Genomic DNA, 15,645 nt, shown 5'->3' on the forward strand with positions numbered 1-15,645 from the left:
GGGCTAATGTCGAATTCTTGAGTGTGGTGAGAGGCGATCGCCAAGGCTAACCGACAGACCCGGCTCAGGCTCGTAGCCGTAGTTAGCGCCCAAGATGAGGACAAAGACGTCGCACTGATCAACCTCTGTCAGGCAGGCATGCACGGAAGAATAGGTGCGGGCTCCAAAATGCTCGCTCATGATCGGCTTCATATCCAGAGCTTCTACGGCGTCCTTGGCAGCCGCTCTGAATTGCTCAAATCCCCTTACCACCGAGCTTATGAATACCTTCATCTGTTCCCCTCAAAATGCTGGCGCCTGTGGATTTGACTGATGCCTGGTGGGATTGTTTCCAGCAACCATCACCTACAGCGTTGGGTGCTCAGCGCCTTTGACCAGATGTCATGATCGCACCGCGAGCAGCGTGCTTCGTGTTCTTCAAGAATAGATTGTGCAAAGCCACAACTCACGCAGCAATAAAGTCCCGAAGCGGGTACTTTTATAAACTCCGCACGATGTTCTAAAGGTAGGACTGACAAGCCAGGGCGCAGGTCTTCTTGATCGTAAAAATAAAGACTGATGTCGCCATCTGTTTCCATAAGCGCCAATCTTACTTGGCCTAAGTGCTCAACGCCCCGTTGTCGAAGCTCCATCAATATTTCGCTCGATGAAATATTCAGCTTCTCTAAGGATTTAAGTTCATATAAGCCATTGCGAATGACGGTTACAGGTAGACCATCAATCCATGCTTCAAATTTCTTGCTTTTGGTCATGACCCAAACCGTCATGCGATAGAGCAGCAACAGCGTGAGGAAAACGACTGCAACGGGCAACAGTGGTACATCATGGTAGAAGGACACGTCTCCGGCAGCGGAGCCCAACGTCAAAATCACGACCAACTCAAAAAGTGAGAGCTGTCTTATCCCGCGTCGGCCACTTGATTTTAAGAACAAGAAAACGGCAAGAAAGGCAAAAGCTGCCCGAAACCCTACCTCTAGCAAAAATGTTAGTGGAAACTCATCTATCAACATCCGTTGAATATCAAAGGGAGACATCATCACCTCTTTTTTGGTTTTTTAGATAATCATTGAATTGTGTGAGTCCTGCCCATCTAAAGCGTTACATCCTCTGAGTAGCTCCACGGGGGCGATGAAAACGGGCTAGTCGTGGAATTTGAATCTCCAATACATGAACCTTAGCCTCGATTCGCCAAAGAATGGTGATCCAGTTTGCACCATCCGTTACTCACCGGAAGGCTTACTCGCGCAAGCGCGAAATCTGCCCTGTTGGTGCTTGTCGGTTCCCTGGCACGGATTTTACAATCCGGTAGGTGGGTAAGGGCGTGACCTGCGGGCAACGGGATCATTGCCACCACCCCACTGATTGCAGCGGTTTGTGTGCGTGCCTGACATGGCTTATACAAACGTGAGACCATACATCGTTCTGCTGCCATCCAGGCCATCAATCGAGTGCGACCTTGGTGCAACGGTTTGAAAGCGGGCATTCCATCGGATAACCCACTTAAAGCAGTGACCTTGAGCCGTTCGGGAGTAAAAATGACTGCGAACACCACGCCTCATTCCGTTAGCTCCAGTGAAACAGCTCCAGATGAATCCCTTCGGATGAACGTCGTTCGTAGGTACGCCATTCTTGATTCCCCTCCGGACGGCGCATTTGATCGTGTGACCGCAATAGCAGCGCGCCTTCTCGGTACTCCGATAGCAATCGTGAGCATCGTCGATACAGATCGAATCTGGTTCAAATCCCATCATGGGCTCGACGCAAATCAAATTTCCCGCAATCCAGGACTCTGTGCCTCCGCGATCTTACAGAATGGGCCTTGGTTAGTAACAGACGCTAGGCATGATCCTCGAACGCTTTCTAATCACCTTGTCGCAGGCGAAATTGGTCTTCAATTTTATTTGGGTGTGCCGCTGCATACTCACGACGGCTTCAATCTCGGTACGTTATGTGTGCTGGACACGCAGCCGCGCACGGTTACCCAAAATCAGATAGACACGTTGGCGGATCTTGCTAGCGTTGTAATGGATCAGCTTGAACTGCGCCTTTCCGCCATGCGATCCATAGCTGAGAAGGAAGCAGCGCTGAATCATTCCCACTTGATGGCCGAGGAAATTGACCATCGAGTCATGAATAGCCTCCATTTGATTGTGTCAATGCTGAGCATTCAGAGTGCTCAGCTGGGCAACTCTGAAGCGGCTAAGGAGATTTCAAGAGCGGCTGCCAAAATATTTGCAGTAGCAAATGTGCATCAGCATATTAACGTCGGTAAGGCTGCCACGATGCTCGATAGTGCTGACTATCTGGTTCAACTGTGTGCTGGCTTATCAGCAATGTTAGGTTGTAGGGATCAGGTAGCTATCTCGGTCGAAGCCGTCCCACTCGCCTTGGCGAGCGAACAACTCAGTCGGCTCGGCCTTATCGTTAATGAATTGGTGACAAATGCTTTAAAATATGGGGCCACCAAGGTCGATGTACAATTGGCACCATATGAACATCAGTATTGCCTGACCGTAAGTGACAATGGCAAGGGACTTCCAGCCGACTTTGGTGTGGATAAAATGTCGGGGTTGGGAATGAAAGTAATTACTTCGCTTGTTAAAAATCTGGGTGGCTCGCTAAGTCACCAGCCCAACGCAAACATCGGCGGCACCGCGTTTCAGATAATTTTTTCTCCGATGTTGAGTTTGCGTCCTTGAATTTGAAACGAAGCTTCTCGCTTTACTTACCAAGTACGGCAACAGCTTGAAGGACATCTTCAACCTGCTTGATCTACAGGCTGGTCGTCGCGCTCCGGCTGCCCTGCCGCAATCGGGCACCCGCAAGCCTCGCGAGGTAGGTTTACAAGAATCCGGAATCGGGTGAGGTCGTGGAACCAAGGGCGACTATCACAAAATTTGAAATAGCGGAAAGCGAAATACGGCTCAGACAAGATCGAGTCCTGGCTGACTAAGTGATTTTGGTTTGAGTACAAAATGGCCCTTCGAGGGCCTTTTTTGTTAAACACGATGTACTATCGTAATGGCTTTTTGCCGTGATCGGTATGTTCTGGGACATGCTGGCAGCGTAAAGTATCTTTCTGAAATTTAATCGGTTGATTCAGTCATTACCGGTGATTGGATCTCCGTTCATCAACATGAATCTCACGGTGCTCATGACGCCAGAGACCTGACCTAATGCAATTTTTCACACGGAGAATTCCAGAATGGCAGCGCATCATAAAGAGAAACACCCAATAGACAACATTGGTTGGCTGCGCGCTGCCGTATTGGGGGCCAATGACGGAATCGTTTCAACTTCAAGTCTGATTCTGGGCGTAGCCGCCTCTCACGCAACTCACAACAGCATCCTTATAGCGGGTGTCTCTGCTCTCGTCGCCGGTGCTATGTCGATGGCTACCGGAGAGTACGTTTCCGTGCAGTCCCAAGCCGACACGGAAGCGGCTGCCCTAGAGGCGGAGCGAATTGAGATTCAGGAAAATCCGAAGGGCGAGAATCGTGAACTGACAGGAATTTATGTTGAGCGAGGACTTGAGGTGCCGCTTGCAAAAGAAGTCGCGACTAAACTAATGGATCACGACGCCTTGGGGGCGCATGCCCGAGATGAGTTGGGAATCACCGATGCGATGAGTGCAAAGCCATTACAGGCTGCTCTTGCATCTGCGCTAAGCTTTGCCGTAGGTGCGGCACTACCATTACTCGTGGTCGTAGTAGTTCCACAAGAACATCTCATCCCAGTCATCGTCGTCGCGTCGTTGGTCTTCCTTGCTATCCTTGGCGGCTTGGCGGCCAAGGTCGGTGGGGCGAATATTAAAAATGGGGTTTTACGTGTGACTTTTTGGAGTGCGCTTTCGATGGCGGTGGCAGCAGGAGTCGGTACCCTGTTGGGAACCACAGTATAAAACCCGGAGCGGGTTCCAGAATTAAATTCTTGATGGTGAGAGTGGGCCTTTATACAAGGATGGAACAGGGTTTATATATTTGAAGGCAAGAGAAAAGCAGCGCTGCCCCCAAACACCTTTATCCGATAGGATGCCGCCGGTTTTTCTTCTGTTTTCTTTAGCTTTTTAATCCCACAGGATTGAAAGCTGGAACAGAAGCTGAAACTGAAACGCAGGCCTTGGGGGCCCAAGGGGAATCGCATTACTTACAGCCGTGGGCTGCTGTGGTTATCTAATGCACCTGTTCGAGATTTTTTTGCCGCTCAACACGAACGATGGAACGCCTCAGCCCGTCGAGCTTTTTCGCCGTGTGCGGGAGCAGTTGGCCGAACAGTTCGGAGGAGTGACGGCTTTCACTCGCAATCCGGCGAAAGGTATTTCACTGCAGAAAGATAACGAGAGAGCAGAGGACGACATCATCGTCTATGAGGTCATGGTTGAAGCTATTGATCGGCTTTGGTGGCAAAGCTTTAAGCGCGATCTTGCAGGGCGTTTTCAACAGGAAGAAATTCTGATCCGAGCCACCGCCATTAGTCTTATTCGCTAGCCAAAATCGTTAGAGTCACGTGATGAGCCTAGATGTCGCATCAAAAAAAGCCCGCGTGACGCGCGAGCTTTTGGACTTCAAACGAATAGCTTTCGGGTACGATGCGGCTGGGCTAGCCTTGGATTCGACGGCGGTCAGCAGAATCCACCCTAAACCCTTGTTGTTAGCGCTTTTTCACCGCAATGCGCGCCTTAGGGTTTGGCCACCAACGACCAATCTTAACATGTCGTTGTTTGCTCGGCGCGCATCACTCTTCATTTTGGTTATGGACAGTTAGCTTTTGTCGATACTTTGTATCTAGACAGTATCGTAATCGAACGGTTTAGTTCCATAGAAAGAATGGATTTCAGTTGCCCAAGATTCGTCGGCCATATTAGGCCAATTGTCCTTGCCAAAACCTGGTGCATTTTCCAAGCGTTCTTTCTCTACGTTTAGTACGAAGCGCTTATTTACTGTATCGAGTGTGAGTGCATTCCAGGGTACCGCAAACAGTTTTTCTCCCATGCTAAGAAAGCCACCAAAAGAGAGAACAGCATAACTCACTCTACCGCTGCGAACGTCCAGCATGATTTCCTTGATATCTCCCAAGTCTTCTTCATTATGGTTATAAACATCATTTCCAATGAGTGTATCTGCCCCCATCAGGTCGGGGCCAGGCCCCTGTTCCTCAGAGCTGGTATCTCGTAGGAGGTTGGTTTTGTACATGCCATAGGTATCGCGATCTTCGTAGTTCATTACTATCTCCTATCAGCAATCGCCAATCAATCAGAAAATGCACCCACCACCTTGATGGCTGTATTAGTGAGAGTCACCCGCTTTCGAAAAAGTTAAATTTTTTTTCTGCATGACGACGAATGGCAAATTGGAAGTAAAAAAGTTAATCAGCTTTTAATTAGTGTGCTATCCATGTGTGATGCTTTGTTTTTATTATGGGTATTAACTAGAGCGATATCGTAGACACCTAGATTAAACGATTTCCCATTATGGCAACTACGTCTCCGGCTTGAATATAACTTCATAAATATAAAGATTAAGTTTTGGTCGCTGCTGTGACCAAACTTATTTGAATGAGCAGGCGACGGCTGTGGGCGCTGCCGGGGACGCCACTGAATGCTCACGGAAAGCTGATCTCGCCGAGAGACGTTTGAAGCCATTACGCGCGTTGGTGCTTGATCCCAAATTCTTCGGCCACGACGACGATACATAGCCTCGGCAGCTTGTCTCATTACTCACGCGATCCTTGGCGCAGTATTGACTGAACGACGCCACTGATAGCGTTTAGGCCAGGTCACTCAGGTGACATAAGCACCGCAAGACTCATATTGATGAATTCCTCGTTTTTGCTAATCGTGTCTAAAGCACCGCGAACGTTGCCGGCGACTTCAGCAGAACCACGTTGCTCGACCCAGAGCGTCAGCTCCATGATGGCGGCCTCAAGAGCTAATTGGTTTTGATTGATTTTGAAGAGCAGGGAAGGGAGCAAATCTGAATTTGGCATCAAGGTTCCTCCATGAAAACGCCAAGCCTAGCAGTATAAAAAATGAATAGTCAGCCGCGTCAGCTCAAGGCCAGTGGACGGGAAACAATTGGTCGTGAATTTACTCCGGCGCGTTCCTTGACTACTGGGTTTCATAGACAAGACTGAGAAGGAATTTTTCCTTCGGACGTACCCCATGATTTCTTCTCTTGAGCTCCGACATATCATTGAAAGCGGTTTATTACCTCGCTCCTGCACCTGCTCCGTGAATCCCAAAGGTTCGGTATTGATCAAGATGATTGAGCCTTCCTCTGGCCGTATGGAACTGTTCGTCCCCGGCGTATTGGCTTCGGATCTCACGTCCAGTCGGGCGATTTCAAATTTGATCCGCAAACTCAAAATTGATATGGCAGCGTGCAAAGCGATCTGTGCGTAGGCGCTACGGCAAATGGTGGACTCGAAGTATCAGGTCTACCACGCCAACGCCGACTCAAGTCTTATGGATGGGATAATCAGACTGCAGTAGAGCCGCCACCGCGATTACCAAGTCGTCCAATGACCAAGGCTTGTGCAGGTAGAGGGTTGATGGCGGTACCGTTGCCGGGTCTATCAGATACCCAGACGTCAGAATTGCAGCGATGTACGGCCATTTACCCCTGACCAATTCAATGAATTCGATACCTTGAATCTGTCCCGGAACACCGTGGTCTGCAATCACCAATCGGCAGGGTGGGTCAGTTTTCAATCAGCGCCAACAGCGCCACCAATGGGCGTTGCCCTGGCAGCATGATGTTCATGCGAAAATAATGCTTACCGGCAGCAGCAACCGCCGCCGTTCCCGCCACAGCCCGAGGTTTTCTTACTCGCTACGCTTTCCACTGTCGCCAGCTGTGCTGGATAGCCCGCGTCCTGCAGGGCTGCAAGCAGCGCATGGTTGTCCGAATCGCCGCTGACCTTCACCCGTCCGGCTTGTAGATCCACTGTTACGTCACTGACTCCTTCAAGTGGGCGCAGCGCTTCAGTGACATGTTTGACACATGAGCCACAGCTCATGCCCTGGACTTGCAGTTCAACAGTTTTCATTGGTGACTCCTCACAACAAAATTGATCATGGAAAGACTGACGCATGAGGCTTTTCTGCGGCGTTGGCTTATCCTCAACCTTGCTGCCATGGCAAGGTCAAGCGGTCGTTTTCACTCAATCAATGGAAGCCTGGCGCAGACGCAAGGCGTTGAATACCACCGACGCCGAGCTCACGCTCATGGCCAGTGCGGCAATTAGTGGTGACAGAAGGTGACCGGTAAGAGGGAAGAACAAGCCGGCGGCAAGTGGGATGCCCATGGCGTTGTAAAGGAAGGCGAAGGTCAGGTTCTGGTGCATATTTCTCACCGTTGCTACTGACAGGCTGCGAGCACGCAGGATACCGAGCAGATCGCCCTTGACCAGGGTGACCTGAGCGCTGTTCATCGCCACGTCAGTGCCAGTGCCCATGGCGATACCTACATCAGCGTTGACCTCGCCATGCACCTCATCGATGCCCAACTGGCGAGCTACCGAGCGAGCAGTCGTAAGACCGTCGCCAGTGGCCATGATGACCTTGACGCCATCCGCCTGCAGACGCTCGACGGCCAGCTTCGTGGTGGGTTTGATGGGGTCGGCAACAGCCAGCAAACCCGCCAGGGCGCCATCGACTGCCAGGTACATGATGCTCGTACCGTCGCCGCGTAGCTTCTCGGCATGTACTTGCAAGCTCTCGGTGGAAACTCCCGCCTCCTGCATCAACGCGGTATTGCCTAGCATCAGGCGGCGACCCTCCACCTGACCGCTTACACCGATACCTGAGGCTGACTCGAAGGTTTCAGGTGTCACCAGTTTTAGCCCTGCGGTACGAGCCTGCTCGACGATGGCGTGGGCCAATGGATGCTCACTGCCCTGATCGAGACTTGCGGCCAGGCGCAACACTTCATCCTGAGTAAATCCGGGTACTGCCTCGACGCTATGGAACGCTGGTCGACCTTCAGTGAGGGTGCCAGTTTTGTCGACTATCAAGATGTCTATCTTGCGCAGGTTTTCGATGGCGGCGGCATCGCGAAACAATACGCCGCTGCCAGCAGCCTTGCCGGTGGCAACCATGACTGACATCGGTGTCGCTAGGCCAAGGGCACAGGGACAGGCGATGATCATGACCGCGACAGCGTTGATCAGTCCGAACACTCAACTTGGCTCGGGCCCCCACAGCCCCCAGCCGAGTAGAGTCAGCGCGGCGATAGCAATCACCACAATCACGAAGTAACTGGCAATCACATCTGCCAGCCGTTGCATCGGCGCTTTTGAGCGTTGTGCCTGCACAACCATCTGCACAATCTGTGCGAGCAGGGTCGCCGACCCTATCTTCTGCGCCTGCATCACCAGACTGCCGTGAATGTTGAGGGTGGCGCCAATCAGCGCGTCGCCGGCCCTCTTCATGATCGGTATCGGTTCGCCGGTGAGCATCGACTCATCTACAGCGCTTTCGCCTTGCAACACCTGACCGTCGACAGGCACTTTTTCGCCCGGTCGCACACGTAACGTGTCGCCGCTGTGTACGTGTGTCAGAGGGATGTCTTCTTCCGTGCCATCGGCATTGATCCGTCGGGCAGTTTTGGGTGCCAGTCCAAGCAGCGACTTGATGGCAGCCGAGGTTTGCGAGCGAGCCTTGAGTTCAAGCATCTGGCCGAGAAGGGTCAGTGAGATGATCACAGCCGCCGCTTCGAAGTACACACCGATGCGGCCCTCCATCATGAAGTTGCTGGGGAATACATCGGGGGTCAGGGTGGCCACGACGCTGTAAAGGAAGGCCGCCGCCGTGCCGAGGCCGATTAGCGTCCACATGTTCGGACTTCGCTGAATCACCGAACGCACACCACGCACATAAAACGGCCAGCCAGCCCATAGCACGACGGGTGTAGCCAATCCCAGCTCGACCCAATTTTTCGTGGTGCCATGGAACAGCTCCAGGGCATGGCCACCCATAGCCAGCACGGTTACGATCACTGTCAGTGGCAATGTCCACCAGAAGCGCCGGGTGAAGTCCTTGAGTTCTAAGTTCTCTTCTTCCTCCAATTCGGGAATCACCGGCTCTAAGGTCATGCCGCACTTAGGGCAGACGCCGGGGCCGATCTGGCGAATTTCCGGATGCATGGGACATGTGTATTCAGCGGCACCCGTTAACGGTTCTGCTGTTGTCTGAGGGATTTGTTCGATTTTCAGTTGAGATATTCGATAACGCTCGGGCGCTGCCCTGAAGGTCGTTTGGCATTTCTGGCTGCAGAACCGGTAGTTTTTCCCCTCATATTCCGTGCTGAACTGGCTGTCGTTACTGACGGTCATGCCACATACCGGGTCATGGGAGCCGGTGGGTTGGGGTTCAGAGTTCTGTATTGGGCCGTGCTCTTGACGAACCTCAGGGGTGTGCATGAGCTAACTCCTGTTCGCATCCTTGGTCGAGACTGAGGTTTCGCCGTGATGACTGTGACCACCGTGGTGGTGCCCGAAAAAATGCATCAGCGGGCACAACAGCAAAATCATATAAGGCAGTAAACCCAGCATATGGCCGTAGTGTTCTCTTGCCAGATAGAACAGCACGATCACCAGCAGCATACCCAGCGCTATGCCGGGTTTGCTCCTCCAAAATGTTGGAGAGGTGTTAGCGGAATGTGGCGAATTCATCATGGTTCTGTACTCCTAAGGGAGTGCTGTTTAGTGATACGTCGTAAAGGTGCAACGGGCGGCAGTTTTACCCTTGGCATATTGGCCAAAGTAAAACCGTCGCTGCATTGCCTACAGGCTTGTGCGCGTCACTTGCTCATCGGCATGTTCATCATGCTCGTTTGCTGATCCATCATTTTCATCATCATGTTCATCATTCCCATCTCCATGCCGTCTTTGTTGCCGTCCATGCCCATGCCCTTGCCATGACAGTTCTTATGCATCATGGCCATGCTGTCCTTCATCGTCTTCATCGTCTTCATGCTCTCCTGCATGGCGGCGTGTCGCTCGGCAGGGGTCTTGGCTGCGGCTGCCTTGTCGTGTGCAGCCTGCATTTTTTGCATTTGCTCGGTCATGACATTGTTTTGCATCGGCGTAGCTGCTTCGCTTGTCTGGGCGGGCGCGGTCTGCCCCTCCGGGTGATGCTCATCGACTGCCGAGGCGATGAGTGGGCTGCTCACGAGCAGGGTGGCGAGGATAAATTTCAATGTGGCATGCATGGCAATCTCCAAAGGGTCAGGACAACTCAGGTAATACCAAGCCGCGCCAGGTTGGCGCAGTCAGACAGTGCGCCGAAGATCGGCGCGCAGAAGGTCGGATTAATCGTTGAAACGGACGAAAATCAGGCGGGCAGGAGGTCTGGCCGGTACAGGGCGCCGTAATGCAAGAAAGGCAAAAGCGGAGGGATTGGCGGGATACAAAATCAGCAACGCTGGGATAAGGAGCAGAAACGTCCAACTGAACAGGTCAAATATATGAAGATGGAGCGAAGGACTTACAGCTATTGCCGCATCGGCGCAGTGCTGAATGCAACCGAGGGCATGGTCGTCGTGGCTATCGTGATCTTGCGCGGTGTTCAGCGAGACATGAGTTGTAGCCGGATTGTGGCTGGGCTGTACCAGACATCCCTGGGTCGCTGCCAGACCAAACGCTAACACCCACAGCACGATGGCGAGGCGTATGAACGTTGGTTGACGATGGCGAAACCAGAACATGGAGAATCTCCGGTACTGATTAGCGGATTTTGATTTTTCAACATACAGCACATTGAAGTGCCACGGTTGATCTACATCAATTTATGCAGCCGGCTGTCGGTTCTGTGGTGCGGTCAAATTTTATGACGCCCGTCGATCTTTCAGATGTTGAGTTTCTCCGTGTGCTGTCAAAAGTGTAATCACCGGCTAAGCGTGCTGACAGGTGCGTCCCCTCATCATCCTCATCGAGCTGACGCTCAAACTCTCTGGTTTCATCGAGAGTCAATTCCTTGAAGGAGATGCACTATGAAAGCAACCAACGTTGTGATTCTTACACTCAGTTTGGCTATATCGTCCCTGGCCTTTGCCGAAGGTGGCGGCGACCGTGCGGTTGAGCACATGGAACGAGCTCGCGAGACGGCAATGGCCACCACCAAACCCGTCCCACAAGCGCAAGTGCAAGAGGATATTGCAGAGGAAAAGCCCACGGCTGAAGAGCAGAAGCATCAATGCTGAGCCGCCCAGCTTACGGAAATGTAATCACCCCGTTTGCTGGCTTATGGCATCTTCCAATGTATCAAGCGCACTAGCTATCCAAAGCGTGAACCCTCGGGAACACGCCAACGTGCGTGCACCTGACATCCGACTGACGGGACATGAATCGGTATGCATTCCAAAACTTCTCGGCGCACCTTTGTGAAAGGTCTCACCGCAGGCGGGATTCTCGGTGGCTTAGGCCTCTGGCATACCCCTATTTGGGCGGCACGTAGCTTGGGCGAGACTAATGTCCTGTCAGGTACAGAGTTCGACCTCTTTATTGGAGAGACACCGGTAAATATCACTGGGAATGCCCGGACTGCCATGACAATCAATGGTGGGATTCCGGGGCCTCAGCTGCGCTGGCGTGAGGGCGATACCGTGACCTTGCGGGTCAAGAACCGCCTCAAGGATATGACATCAATCCACTGGCACGGGATTATCCTCCCCGCGAATATGGACGGTGTGCCGGGCCTTAGCTTCCATGGGATCGAGCCTAACGGCACGTATGTCTATCAATTCAAGGTCAAGCAAAACGGAACGTACTGGTATCACAGTCACTCCGGCTTCCAAGAACAAGTAGGTGTGTACGGCCCACTGGTAATCGACGCGAAAGAGCCCGAGCCGTTTGAGTATGACCGTGAATACGTGGTGATGCTTACCGACTGGACGGATGAAGATCCGGCTTCGCTGATGAAAACACTGAAGAAGCAGTCTGATTACTACAACACCCACAAGCGCACAGTCAGTGATTTCATCCATGACGTAGCTGACAAAGGTTGGTCAGCCACCGTCGCTGACCGCAAGATGTGGGCCGAAATGAAGATGAATCCTACTGACATTGCAGACGTCAGTGGCGCGACATACACCTACTTGATGAACGGCCAAGTGCCGAATTCCAACTGGACGGGCACCTTCAAACCTGGCGAAAAGCTTAGGTTGAGGTTCATCAATGGTTCGGCCATGAGCTACTTTGATGTCCGTATTCCGGGTTTGAAGATGACTGTCGTGGCTGCCGATGGCCAGTATGTTAAGCCCGTAAGCGTGGACGAGTTCAGGATCGCCACTGCCGAGACTTTCGATGTGATCGTCGAACCAACTCAGGACGCCTACACACTGTTTGCGCAGTCGATGGATCGGTCGGGGTATGCAAGAGGCACCTTGGCCGTCCGGTCTGGCCTGGCCGCTCCAGTACCTGAACTAGATCCTCGTCCTCTCGTCACCATGGCCGACATGGGTATGGCCGGTATGGATCACGGCGCGATGGCTGGTATGGGTGATATGCCAGGAATGGATCACAGCAAGATGGCTGGTTCGGGAGACAGCTCAATGGAGGGCATGTCGGGAATGGACGGCGGTGCCATGAAAGGTATGAACCATGGCGCTACGCAGGACATGTCCGGCATGGACAGCATGGCTGGAATGGATCACAGCAAAATGTCTATGGGCGGCATGAGTGGTATGGGAGAAATGCAGTCGCACCCAGCCACGGAGTCCAACAATCCTCTCGTCGACATGCAGGCAATGTCGACGTCGCCAAAGCTTGATGATCCTGGCATGGGGCTTCGTGAGAATGGTCGAAAGGTACTGACGTACTCTGACTTAAAAAGCACGTTTGAAGATCCAGATGGCCGTGAGCCAAGTAGAACTATCGAACTGCACTTGACCGGTCATATGGAAAAATTTTCCTGGTCTTTCAACGGCGTGAAGTTTTCGGACGCCGAGCCTTTAAAACTGAAATACGGCGAGCGAGTCCGGATCGTTCTCGTCAACGACACCATGATGACTCATCCCATCCACTTGCATGGCATGTGGAGCGACCTTGAAGATGAAAACGGGCAATTCCTTGTCCGCAAACACACCATTGATATGCCGCCAGGATCGAAGCGCAGCTACCGAGTGACAGCCGATGCGCTGGGGCGCTGGGCCTACCACTGCCATCTCCTGTATCACATGGAAATGGGGATGTTCCGCGAAGTGCGTGTAGAGGAATAAGGAGTCGACTATGAGCAATTATTTTTGCGGGACTCGCATGCACTCAGCTGTATTTACCGTCGCTCTAGCCGCTGGTTTTGTCTTGTCGGCAGCCGCTGAAACAAGCCAGGGTACCGAAGACGGGCAGATGCAGACCATGGATCACAGCCAAATGCCGGGCATGGATCACGGCAAGATGGAAGGTATGGATCACAGCCAGATGCAGGGTATGGATCACGGCAAAATGCAAGGCATGGATCATAGCCAGATGCAGGGTATGGATCACAGCAAAATGGAGGGTATGCAGCCCGCCAAGCAACCACAAACCCAAAGCCGGACTCCGATACCACCGCTAACCGATGCTGACAGAGCTGGAGTCTATAAGTCCCCTGGTGGTCACCAAGTTCATGACACAGCCCTCAACTCATTTTTTATATTTGAGAAATTGGAATGGCAGGATGCTGACGATGGAAGCGCACTGAACTGGGAAGCCCAAGGTTGGATAGGGGGAGATGTTGATCGTCTATGGTTGCGCTCCGAAGGCGAGCGCACCAATGGGAAGACTGAAGAAGCTGAGGTTCAAGCTTTATGGGGACACTCCTTCAGCCCTTGGTGGGATCTAGTCGGCGGCGTTCGTCAAGACTTCAAACCAGGCGACCCTCAAACGTGGGCGGCTTTAGGTATCCAGGGCTTGGCGCTCTACAATTTCGAGGCCCAGGCTACAGCTTACTTAGGTGAAGGCGGCCAGACCGCCGCGCGGCTGGAAGGTGACTACGACATTCTCCTAACCAATAAGCTGATTTTGCAACCGACGGCAGAATTCAATTTCTATGGCAAAAACGATCCCAAACGTGGAGTGGGTTCGGGGCTGTCTGAGAGTGAGGTGGGTTTGCGCCTTCGGTACGAAATCCGTCCAGAGTTCGCACCTTATGTAGGCGTGACTTGGAATCGGGCTTATGGAAAGACCGCTGACTATGCCAGCGAGGAAGGCGAAGACAATAGCGAAGCACGTCTGGTGCTCGGCGTCCGGGTGTGGTTCTAAACCACAGTTAGCGGCACCAAATAATTATATAACCTCATTACAACAGCTACGCGCTGTGAGGAGCCTTGCATGTCTGTATTTAAATCCTGTGTTGTGGCCGTCGCTCTTTCATCCAGCCTTCTGCTCAGTGCAGTTGCCCAAGCTCACCCGAAGCTAGTCTCTTCAACCCCAGCTGAAGGCGCGAACGGCCCAGCCCCAGCAAAGATTGAGCTGCACTTTTCTGAAAACCTGGTTACCCAGTTTTCCGGAGCCAAGTTGATCATGACCGAAATGCCTGGCATGTCGTCGCACTCTCCTATGGGTGTGAAAGCCAGCGTGGCCGGCAGTAACGACCCTAAAACCATGGTCTTGACCCCGGCCTCTCCTCTCACAGCTGGCACCTACAAAGTGGAATGGCGAGCGGTTTCCTCCGATACCCATCCGATTACCGGCAGCGTCACTTTCAAAGTGAAGTAACCATGAGCGACCCTTTGAATGTGGTACTGCGCCTCGCCCTTTACCTGGATCTGATGCTCCTGTTCGGTCTCGCTGTCTTTGGGCTGTACAGCCTTCGGGGAAAAGAGCGGGTATCGGGAACTGTGCTACATTTTGGGTCGCTACTGCCTGGCACCGCCGCTATAGGTATGCTTTTGTCCCTAGCAGCTTTCGCAGTTATGACAAAAAATATGAGCGGCGCATCCGACTGGGCGGAACTGCGAACTCACCTGGAAATGATGCTGTACGAGACAGAGATCGGCTACAGCTGGGTGACGCGCATGATCTCGCTAGCAGTGGTGATTTTTGTTGGAAGCCAGAGCAAGCGATGGCCAACGGGCAGTCTCTGGGTTGCTACCTTGGCTGGGAGCATTGCATTAGCGACACTCCCATGGACAGGTCACGGGGCGATGGATGAAGGCGCCCTGCGATTCTGGCACTTTGCCGCTGATATTCTGCACCTACTTGCCGCTGGCGGCTGGATCGGAGCTCTCGCGGCGTTTGGTCTGATGTTGAGTATTAGGGGGGCTAATTCGGAGCAACTGGTACGAGTGCTATCGCGAGCGCTCAAGGGATTCGAAACAGCGGGCGCATTCATTGTTGGTACGATCATAGTTACTGGCGTCGCTAATTATCTCTTCATTGTCGGGCCGACAGTAATCGAAGTCGTAACCAGCACCTATGGCGCTCTCCTACTCGTGAAGATCATACTTTTCGTGGGCATGATCGGGCTAGCTACCCTCAATCGTTTCTACCTGAGCCCTTCACTAGAGCGGTCTGTGGTGGCCGGTGATTTTTCTCTAGCAGCAACTGCTTTGAGAAAAAGTGTGGTGATCGAATCGACCTGTGCTGTCGTCATCGTTTGCTTGGTGGCTTGGCTAGGAACATTGAGCCCCTCAATCGAGATGGCTCAAGGGTGATTCAGGAGCTAGA

The 15,645-nt window shown here is 52.6% G+C and carries 17 protein-coding genes and 1 pseudogene; 9 read left to right on the forward strand and 9 right to left on the reverse strand.

Annotated features, from left to right (window positions below):
• Positions 1-3 precede the first annotated feature (3 nt).
• Entirely contained in the window at positions 4-273 is a 270-nt protein-coding gene (locus ACA054_RS15410; protein WP_497438029.1) for a DUF4062 domain-containing protein, read from the reverse strand.
• 68 nt (positions 274-341) lie between these two features.
• Positions 342-1,034, reverse strand: a complete 693-nt coding sequence (locus ACA054_RS15415; RefSeq protein WP_497266493.1) for a DUF421 domain-containing protein — start codon at positions 1,032-1,034, stop codon at positions 342-344.
• 501 nt (positions 1,035-1,535) lie between these two features.
• Between ACA054_RS15415 and ACA054_RS15420 the strand changes: the two genes are divergently transcribed.
• The 3 genes from ACA054_RS15420 (at position 1,536) to ACA054_RS15430 (ending at position 4,487) form a co-directional block, all read left to right on the forward strand.
• Positions 1,536-2,699: a sensor histidine kinase gene (locus tag ACA054_RS15420; RefSeq protein WP_497690161.1), complete on the forward strand. Its 1,164-nt coding sequence runs from the start codon at positions 1,536-1,538 to the stop codon at positions 2,697-2,699.
• A gap of 506 nt (positions 2,700-3,205) precedes the next feature.
• Complete coding sequence (locus ACA054_RS15425; RefSeq protein WP_109631392.1) at positions 3,206-3,901, forward strand: VIT1/CCC1 transporter family protein; 696 nt, start codon at positions 3,206-3,208, stop codon at positions 3,899-3,901.
• Positions 3,902-4,175: 274 nt separating this feature from the next.
• On the forward strand, positions 4,176-4,487 hold the full coding sequence (locus ACA054_RS15430; protein WP_497690162.1) for a hypothetical protein: 312 nt from the start codon (positions 4,176-4,178) through the stop codon (positions 4,485-4,487).
• A gap of 297 nt (positions 4,488-4,784) precedes the next feature.
• Here ACA054_RS15430 and ACA054_RS15435 read toward each other — a convergent pair whose 3' ends face one another.
• On the reverse strand, positions 4,785-5,222 hold the full coding sequence (locus ACA054_RS15435; RefSeq protein ID WP_497690163.1) for a PRC-barrel domain-containing protein: 438 nt from the start codon (positions 5,220-5,222) through the stop codon (positions 4,785-4,787).
• Positions 5,223-5,775: 553 nt separating this feature from the next.
• On the reverse strand, positions 5,776-5,985 hold the full coding sequence (locus ACA054_RS15440) for a hypothetical protein (protein WP_497266483.1): 210 nt from the start codon (positions 5,983-5,985) through the stop codon (positions 5,776-5,778).
• A 175-nt stretch (positions 5,986-6,160) separates the two neighbouring features.
• Here ACA054_RS15440 and ACA054_RS15445 point away from each other — a divergent pair, with 175 nt between their 5' ends.
• Positions 6,161-6,400: a DUF1652 domain-containing protein gene (locus tag ACA054_RS15445; protein ID WP_497690164.1), complete on the forward strand. Its 240-nt coding sequence runs from the start codon at positions 6,161-6,163 to the stop codon at positions 6,398-6,400.
• 374 nt (positions 6,401-6,774) lie between these two features.
• On the opposite strand, the gene ACA054_RS15450 is transcribed toward ACA054_RS15445, so the two are convergent.
• From ACA054_RS15450 to ACA054_RS15470, 5 genes and pseudogenes are all read right to left on the reverse strand, one after another.
• The gene (locus tag ACA054_RS15450) at positions 6,775-7,047 is read right to left on the reverse strand and encodes a heavy-metal-associated domain-containing protein (protein WP_461987901.1); all 273 of its coding nucleotides are present in this window, start codon (positions 7,045-7,047) and stop codon (positions 6,775-6,777) included.
• 114 nt (positions 7,048-7,161) lie between these two features.
• A pseudogene (locus ACA054_RS15455) lies at positions 7,162-9,333 on the reverse strand (heavy metal translocating P-type ATPase).
• A 90-nt stretch (positions 9,334-9,423) separates the two neighbouring features.
• Positions 9,424-9,675 (reverse strand): DUF2933 domain-containing protein, encoded by a 252-nt coding sequence (locus ACA054_RS15460; protein ID WP_172791742.1) that lies wholly within the window; start codon positions 9,673-9,675, stop codon positions 9,424-9,426.
• Between the two features lie 125 nt (positions 9,676-9,800).
• Positions 9,801-10,211, reverse strand: coding sequence for a hypothetical protein (locus tag ACA054_RS15465; protein ID WP_497690165.1), 411 nt, complete (start codon positions 10,209-10,211; stop codon positions 9,801-9,803).
• 99 nt (positions 10,212-10,310) lie between these two features.
• Positions 10,311-10,706, reverse strand: coding sequence for a hypothetical protein (locus tag ACA054_RS15470; RefSeq protein WP_497690166.1), 396 nt, complete (start codon positions 10,704-10,706; stop codon positions 10,311-10,313).
• Between the two features lie 285 nt (positions 10,707-10,991).
• Here ACA054_RS15470 and ACA054_RS15475 point away from each other — a divergent pair, with 285 nt between their 5' ends.
• The 5 genes from ACA054_RS15475 to copD all read left to right on the forward strand — a co-directional run bounded on the left by ACA054_RS15475 (position 10,992) and on the right by copD (position 15,632).
• Entirely contained in the window at positions 10,992-11,201 is a 210-nt protein-coding gene (locus ACA054_RS15475; protein WP_497690167.1) for a co-regulatory protein PtrA N-terminal domain-containing protein, read from the forward strand.
• 150 nt (positions 11,202-11,351) lie between these two features.
• Positions 11,352-13,217 carry a copper resistance system multicopper oxidase gene (locus tag ACA054_RS15480; protein ID WP_497690168.1) on the forward strand — a complete coding sequence of 622 codons (1,866 nt, stop codon included), beginning with the start codon at positions 11,352-11,354 and terminating at the stop codon, positions 13,215-13,217.
• Positions 13,218-13,227: 10 nt separating this feature from the next.
• Entirely contained in the window at positions 13,228-14,238 is a 1,011-nt protein-coding gene (locus ACA054_RS15485; RefSeq protein WP_497690169.1) for a copper resistance protein B, read from the forward strand.
• A gap of 69 nt (positions 14,239-14,307) precedes the next feature.
• A complete protein-coding gene (gene copC / locus ACA054_RS15490; protein ID WP_033039136.1) occupies positions 14,308-14,694 on the forward strand; it encodes a copper homeostasis periplasmic binding protein CopC in 387 nt (128 codons plus the stop codon).
• Between the two features lie 2 nt (positions 14,695-14,696).
• Positions 14,697-15,632, forward strand: a complete 936-nt coding sequence (copD, locus tag ACA054_RS15495) for a copper homeostasis membrane protein CopD (RefSeq protein ID WP_172791736.1) — start codon at positions 14,697-14,699, stop codon at positions 15,630-15,632.
• Positions 15,633-15,645 lie beyond the last annotated feature (13 nt).

The organism is Pseudomonas sp. LBUM1653, from assembly GCF_059716115.1.

Excerpts from the sequence above, each read along its gene's own strand:
- ACA054_RS15470 (WP_497690166.1), bottom strand. The coding sequence starts at position 10,706 with ATGTTCTGGTTTCGCCATCGTCAACCAACGTTCATACGCCTCGCCATC.
- ACA054_RS15435 (WP_497690163.1), bottom strand. The coding sequence starts at position 5,222 with ATGAACTACGAAGATCGCGATACCTATGGCATGTACAAAACCAACCTC.
- ACA054_RS15485 (WP_497690169.1), top strand. The coding sequence starts at position 13,228 with ATGAGCAATTATTTTTGCGGGACTCGCATGCACTCAGCTGTATTTACC.
- ACA054_RS15420 (WP_497690161.1), top strand. The coding sequence starts at position 1,536 with ATGACTGCGAACACCACGCCTCATTCCGTTAGCTCCAGTGAAACAGCT.
- ACA054_RS15480 (WP_497690168.1), top strand. The coding sequence starts at position 11,352 with ATGCATTCCAAAACTTCTCGGCGCACCTTTGTGAAAGGTCTCACCGCA.
- ACA054_RS15450 (WP_461987901.1), bottom strand. The coding sequence starts at position 7,047 with ATGAAAACTGTTGAACTGCAAGTCCAGGGCATGAGCTGTGGCTCATGT.
- ACA054_RS15425 (WP_109631392.1), top strand. The coding sequence starts at position 3,206 with ATGGCAGCGCATCATAAAGAGAAACACCCAATAGACAACATTGGTTGG.
- ACA054_RS15475 (WP_497690167.1), top strand. The coding sequence starts at position 10,992 with ATGAAAGCAACCAACGTTGTGATTCTTACACTCAGTTTGGCTATATCG.
- ACA054_RS15410 (WP_497438029.1), bottom strand. The coding sequence starts at position 273 with ATGAAGGTATTCATAAGCTCGGTGGTAAGGGGATTTGAGCAATTCAGA.
- copC (WP_033039136.1), top strand. The coding sequence starts at position 14,308 with ATGTCTGTATTTAAATCCTGTGTTGTGGCCGTCGCTCTTTCATCCAGC.
- ACA054_RS15440 (WP_497266483.1), bottom strand. The coding sequence starts at position 5,985 with ATGCCAAATTCAGATTTGCTCCCTTCCCTGCTCTTCAAAATCAATCAA.
- ACA054_RS15465 (WP_497690165.1), bottom strand. The coding sequence starts at position 10,211 with ATGCATGCCACATTGAAATTTATCCTCGCCACCCTGCTCGTGAGCAGC.
- ACA054_RS15460 (WP_172791742.1), bottom strand. The coding sequence starts at position 9,675 with ATGATGAATTCGCCACATTCCGCTAACACCTCTCCAACATTTTGGAGG.
- ACA054_RS15445 (WP_497690164.1), top strand. The coding sequence starts at position 6,161 with ATGATTTCTTCTCTTGAGCTCCGACATATCATTGAAAGCGGTTTATTA.
- ACA054_RS15430 (WP_497690162.1), top strand. The coding sequence starts at position 4,176 with ATGCACCTGTTCGAGATTTTTTTGCCGCTCAACACGAACGATGGAACG.
- copD (WP_172791736.1), top strand. The coding sequence starts at position 14,697 with ATGAGCGACCCTTTGAATGTGGTACTGCGCCTCGCCCTTTACCTGGAT.
- ACA054_RS15415 (WP_497266493.1), bottom strand. The coding sequence starts at position 1,034 with ATGTCTCCCTTTGATATTCAACGGATGTTGATAGATGAGTTTCCACTA.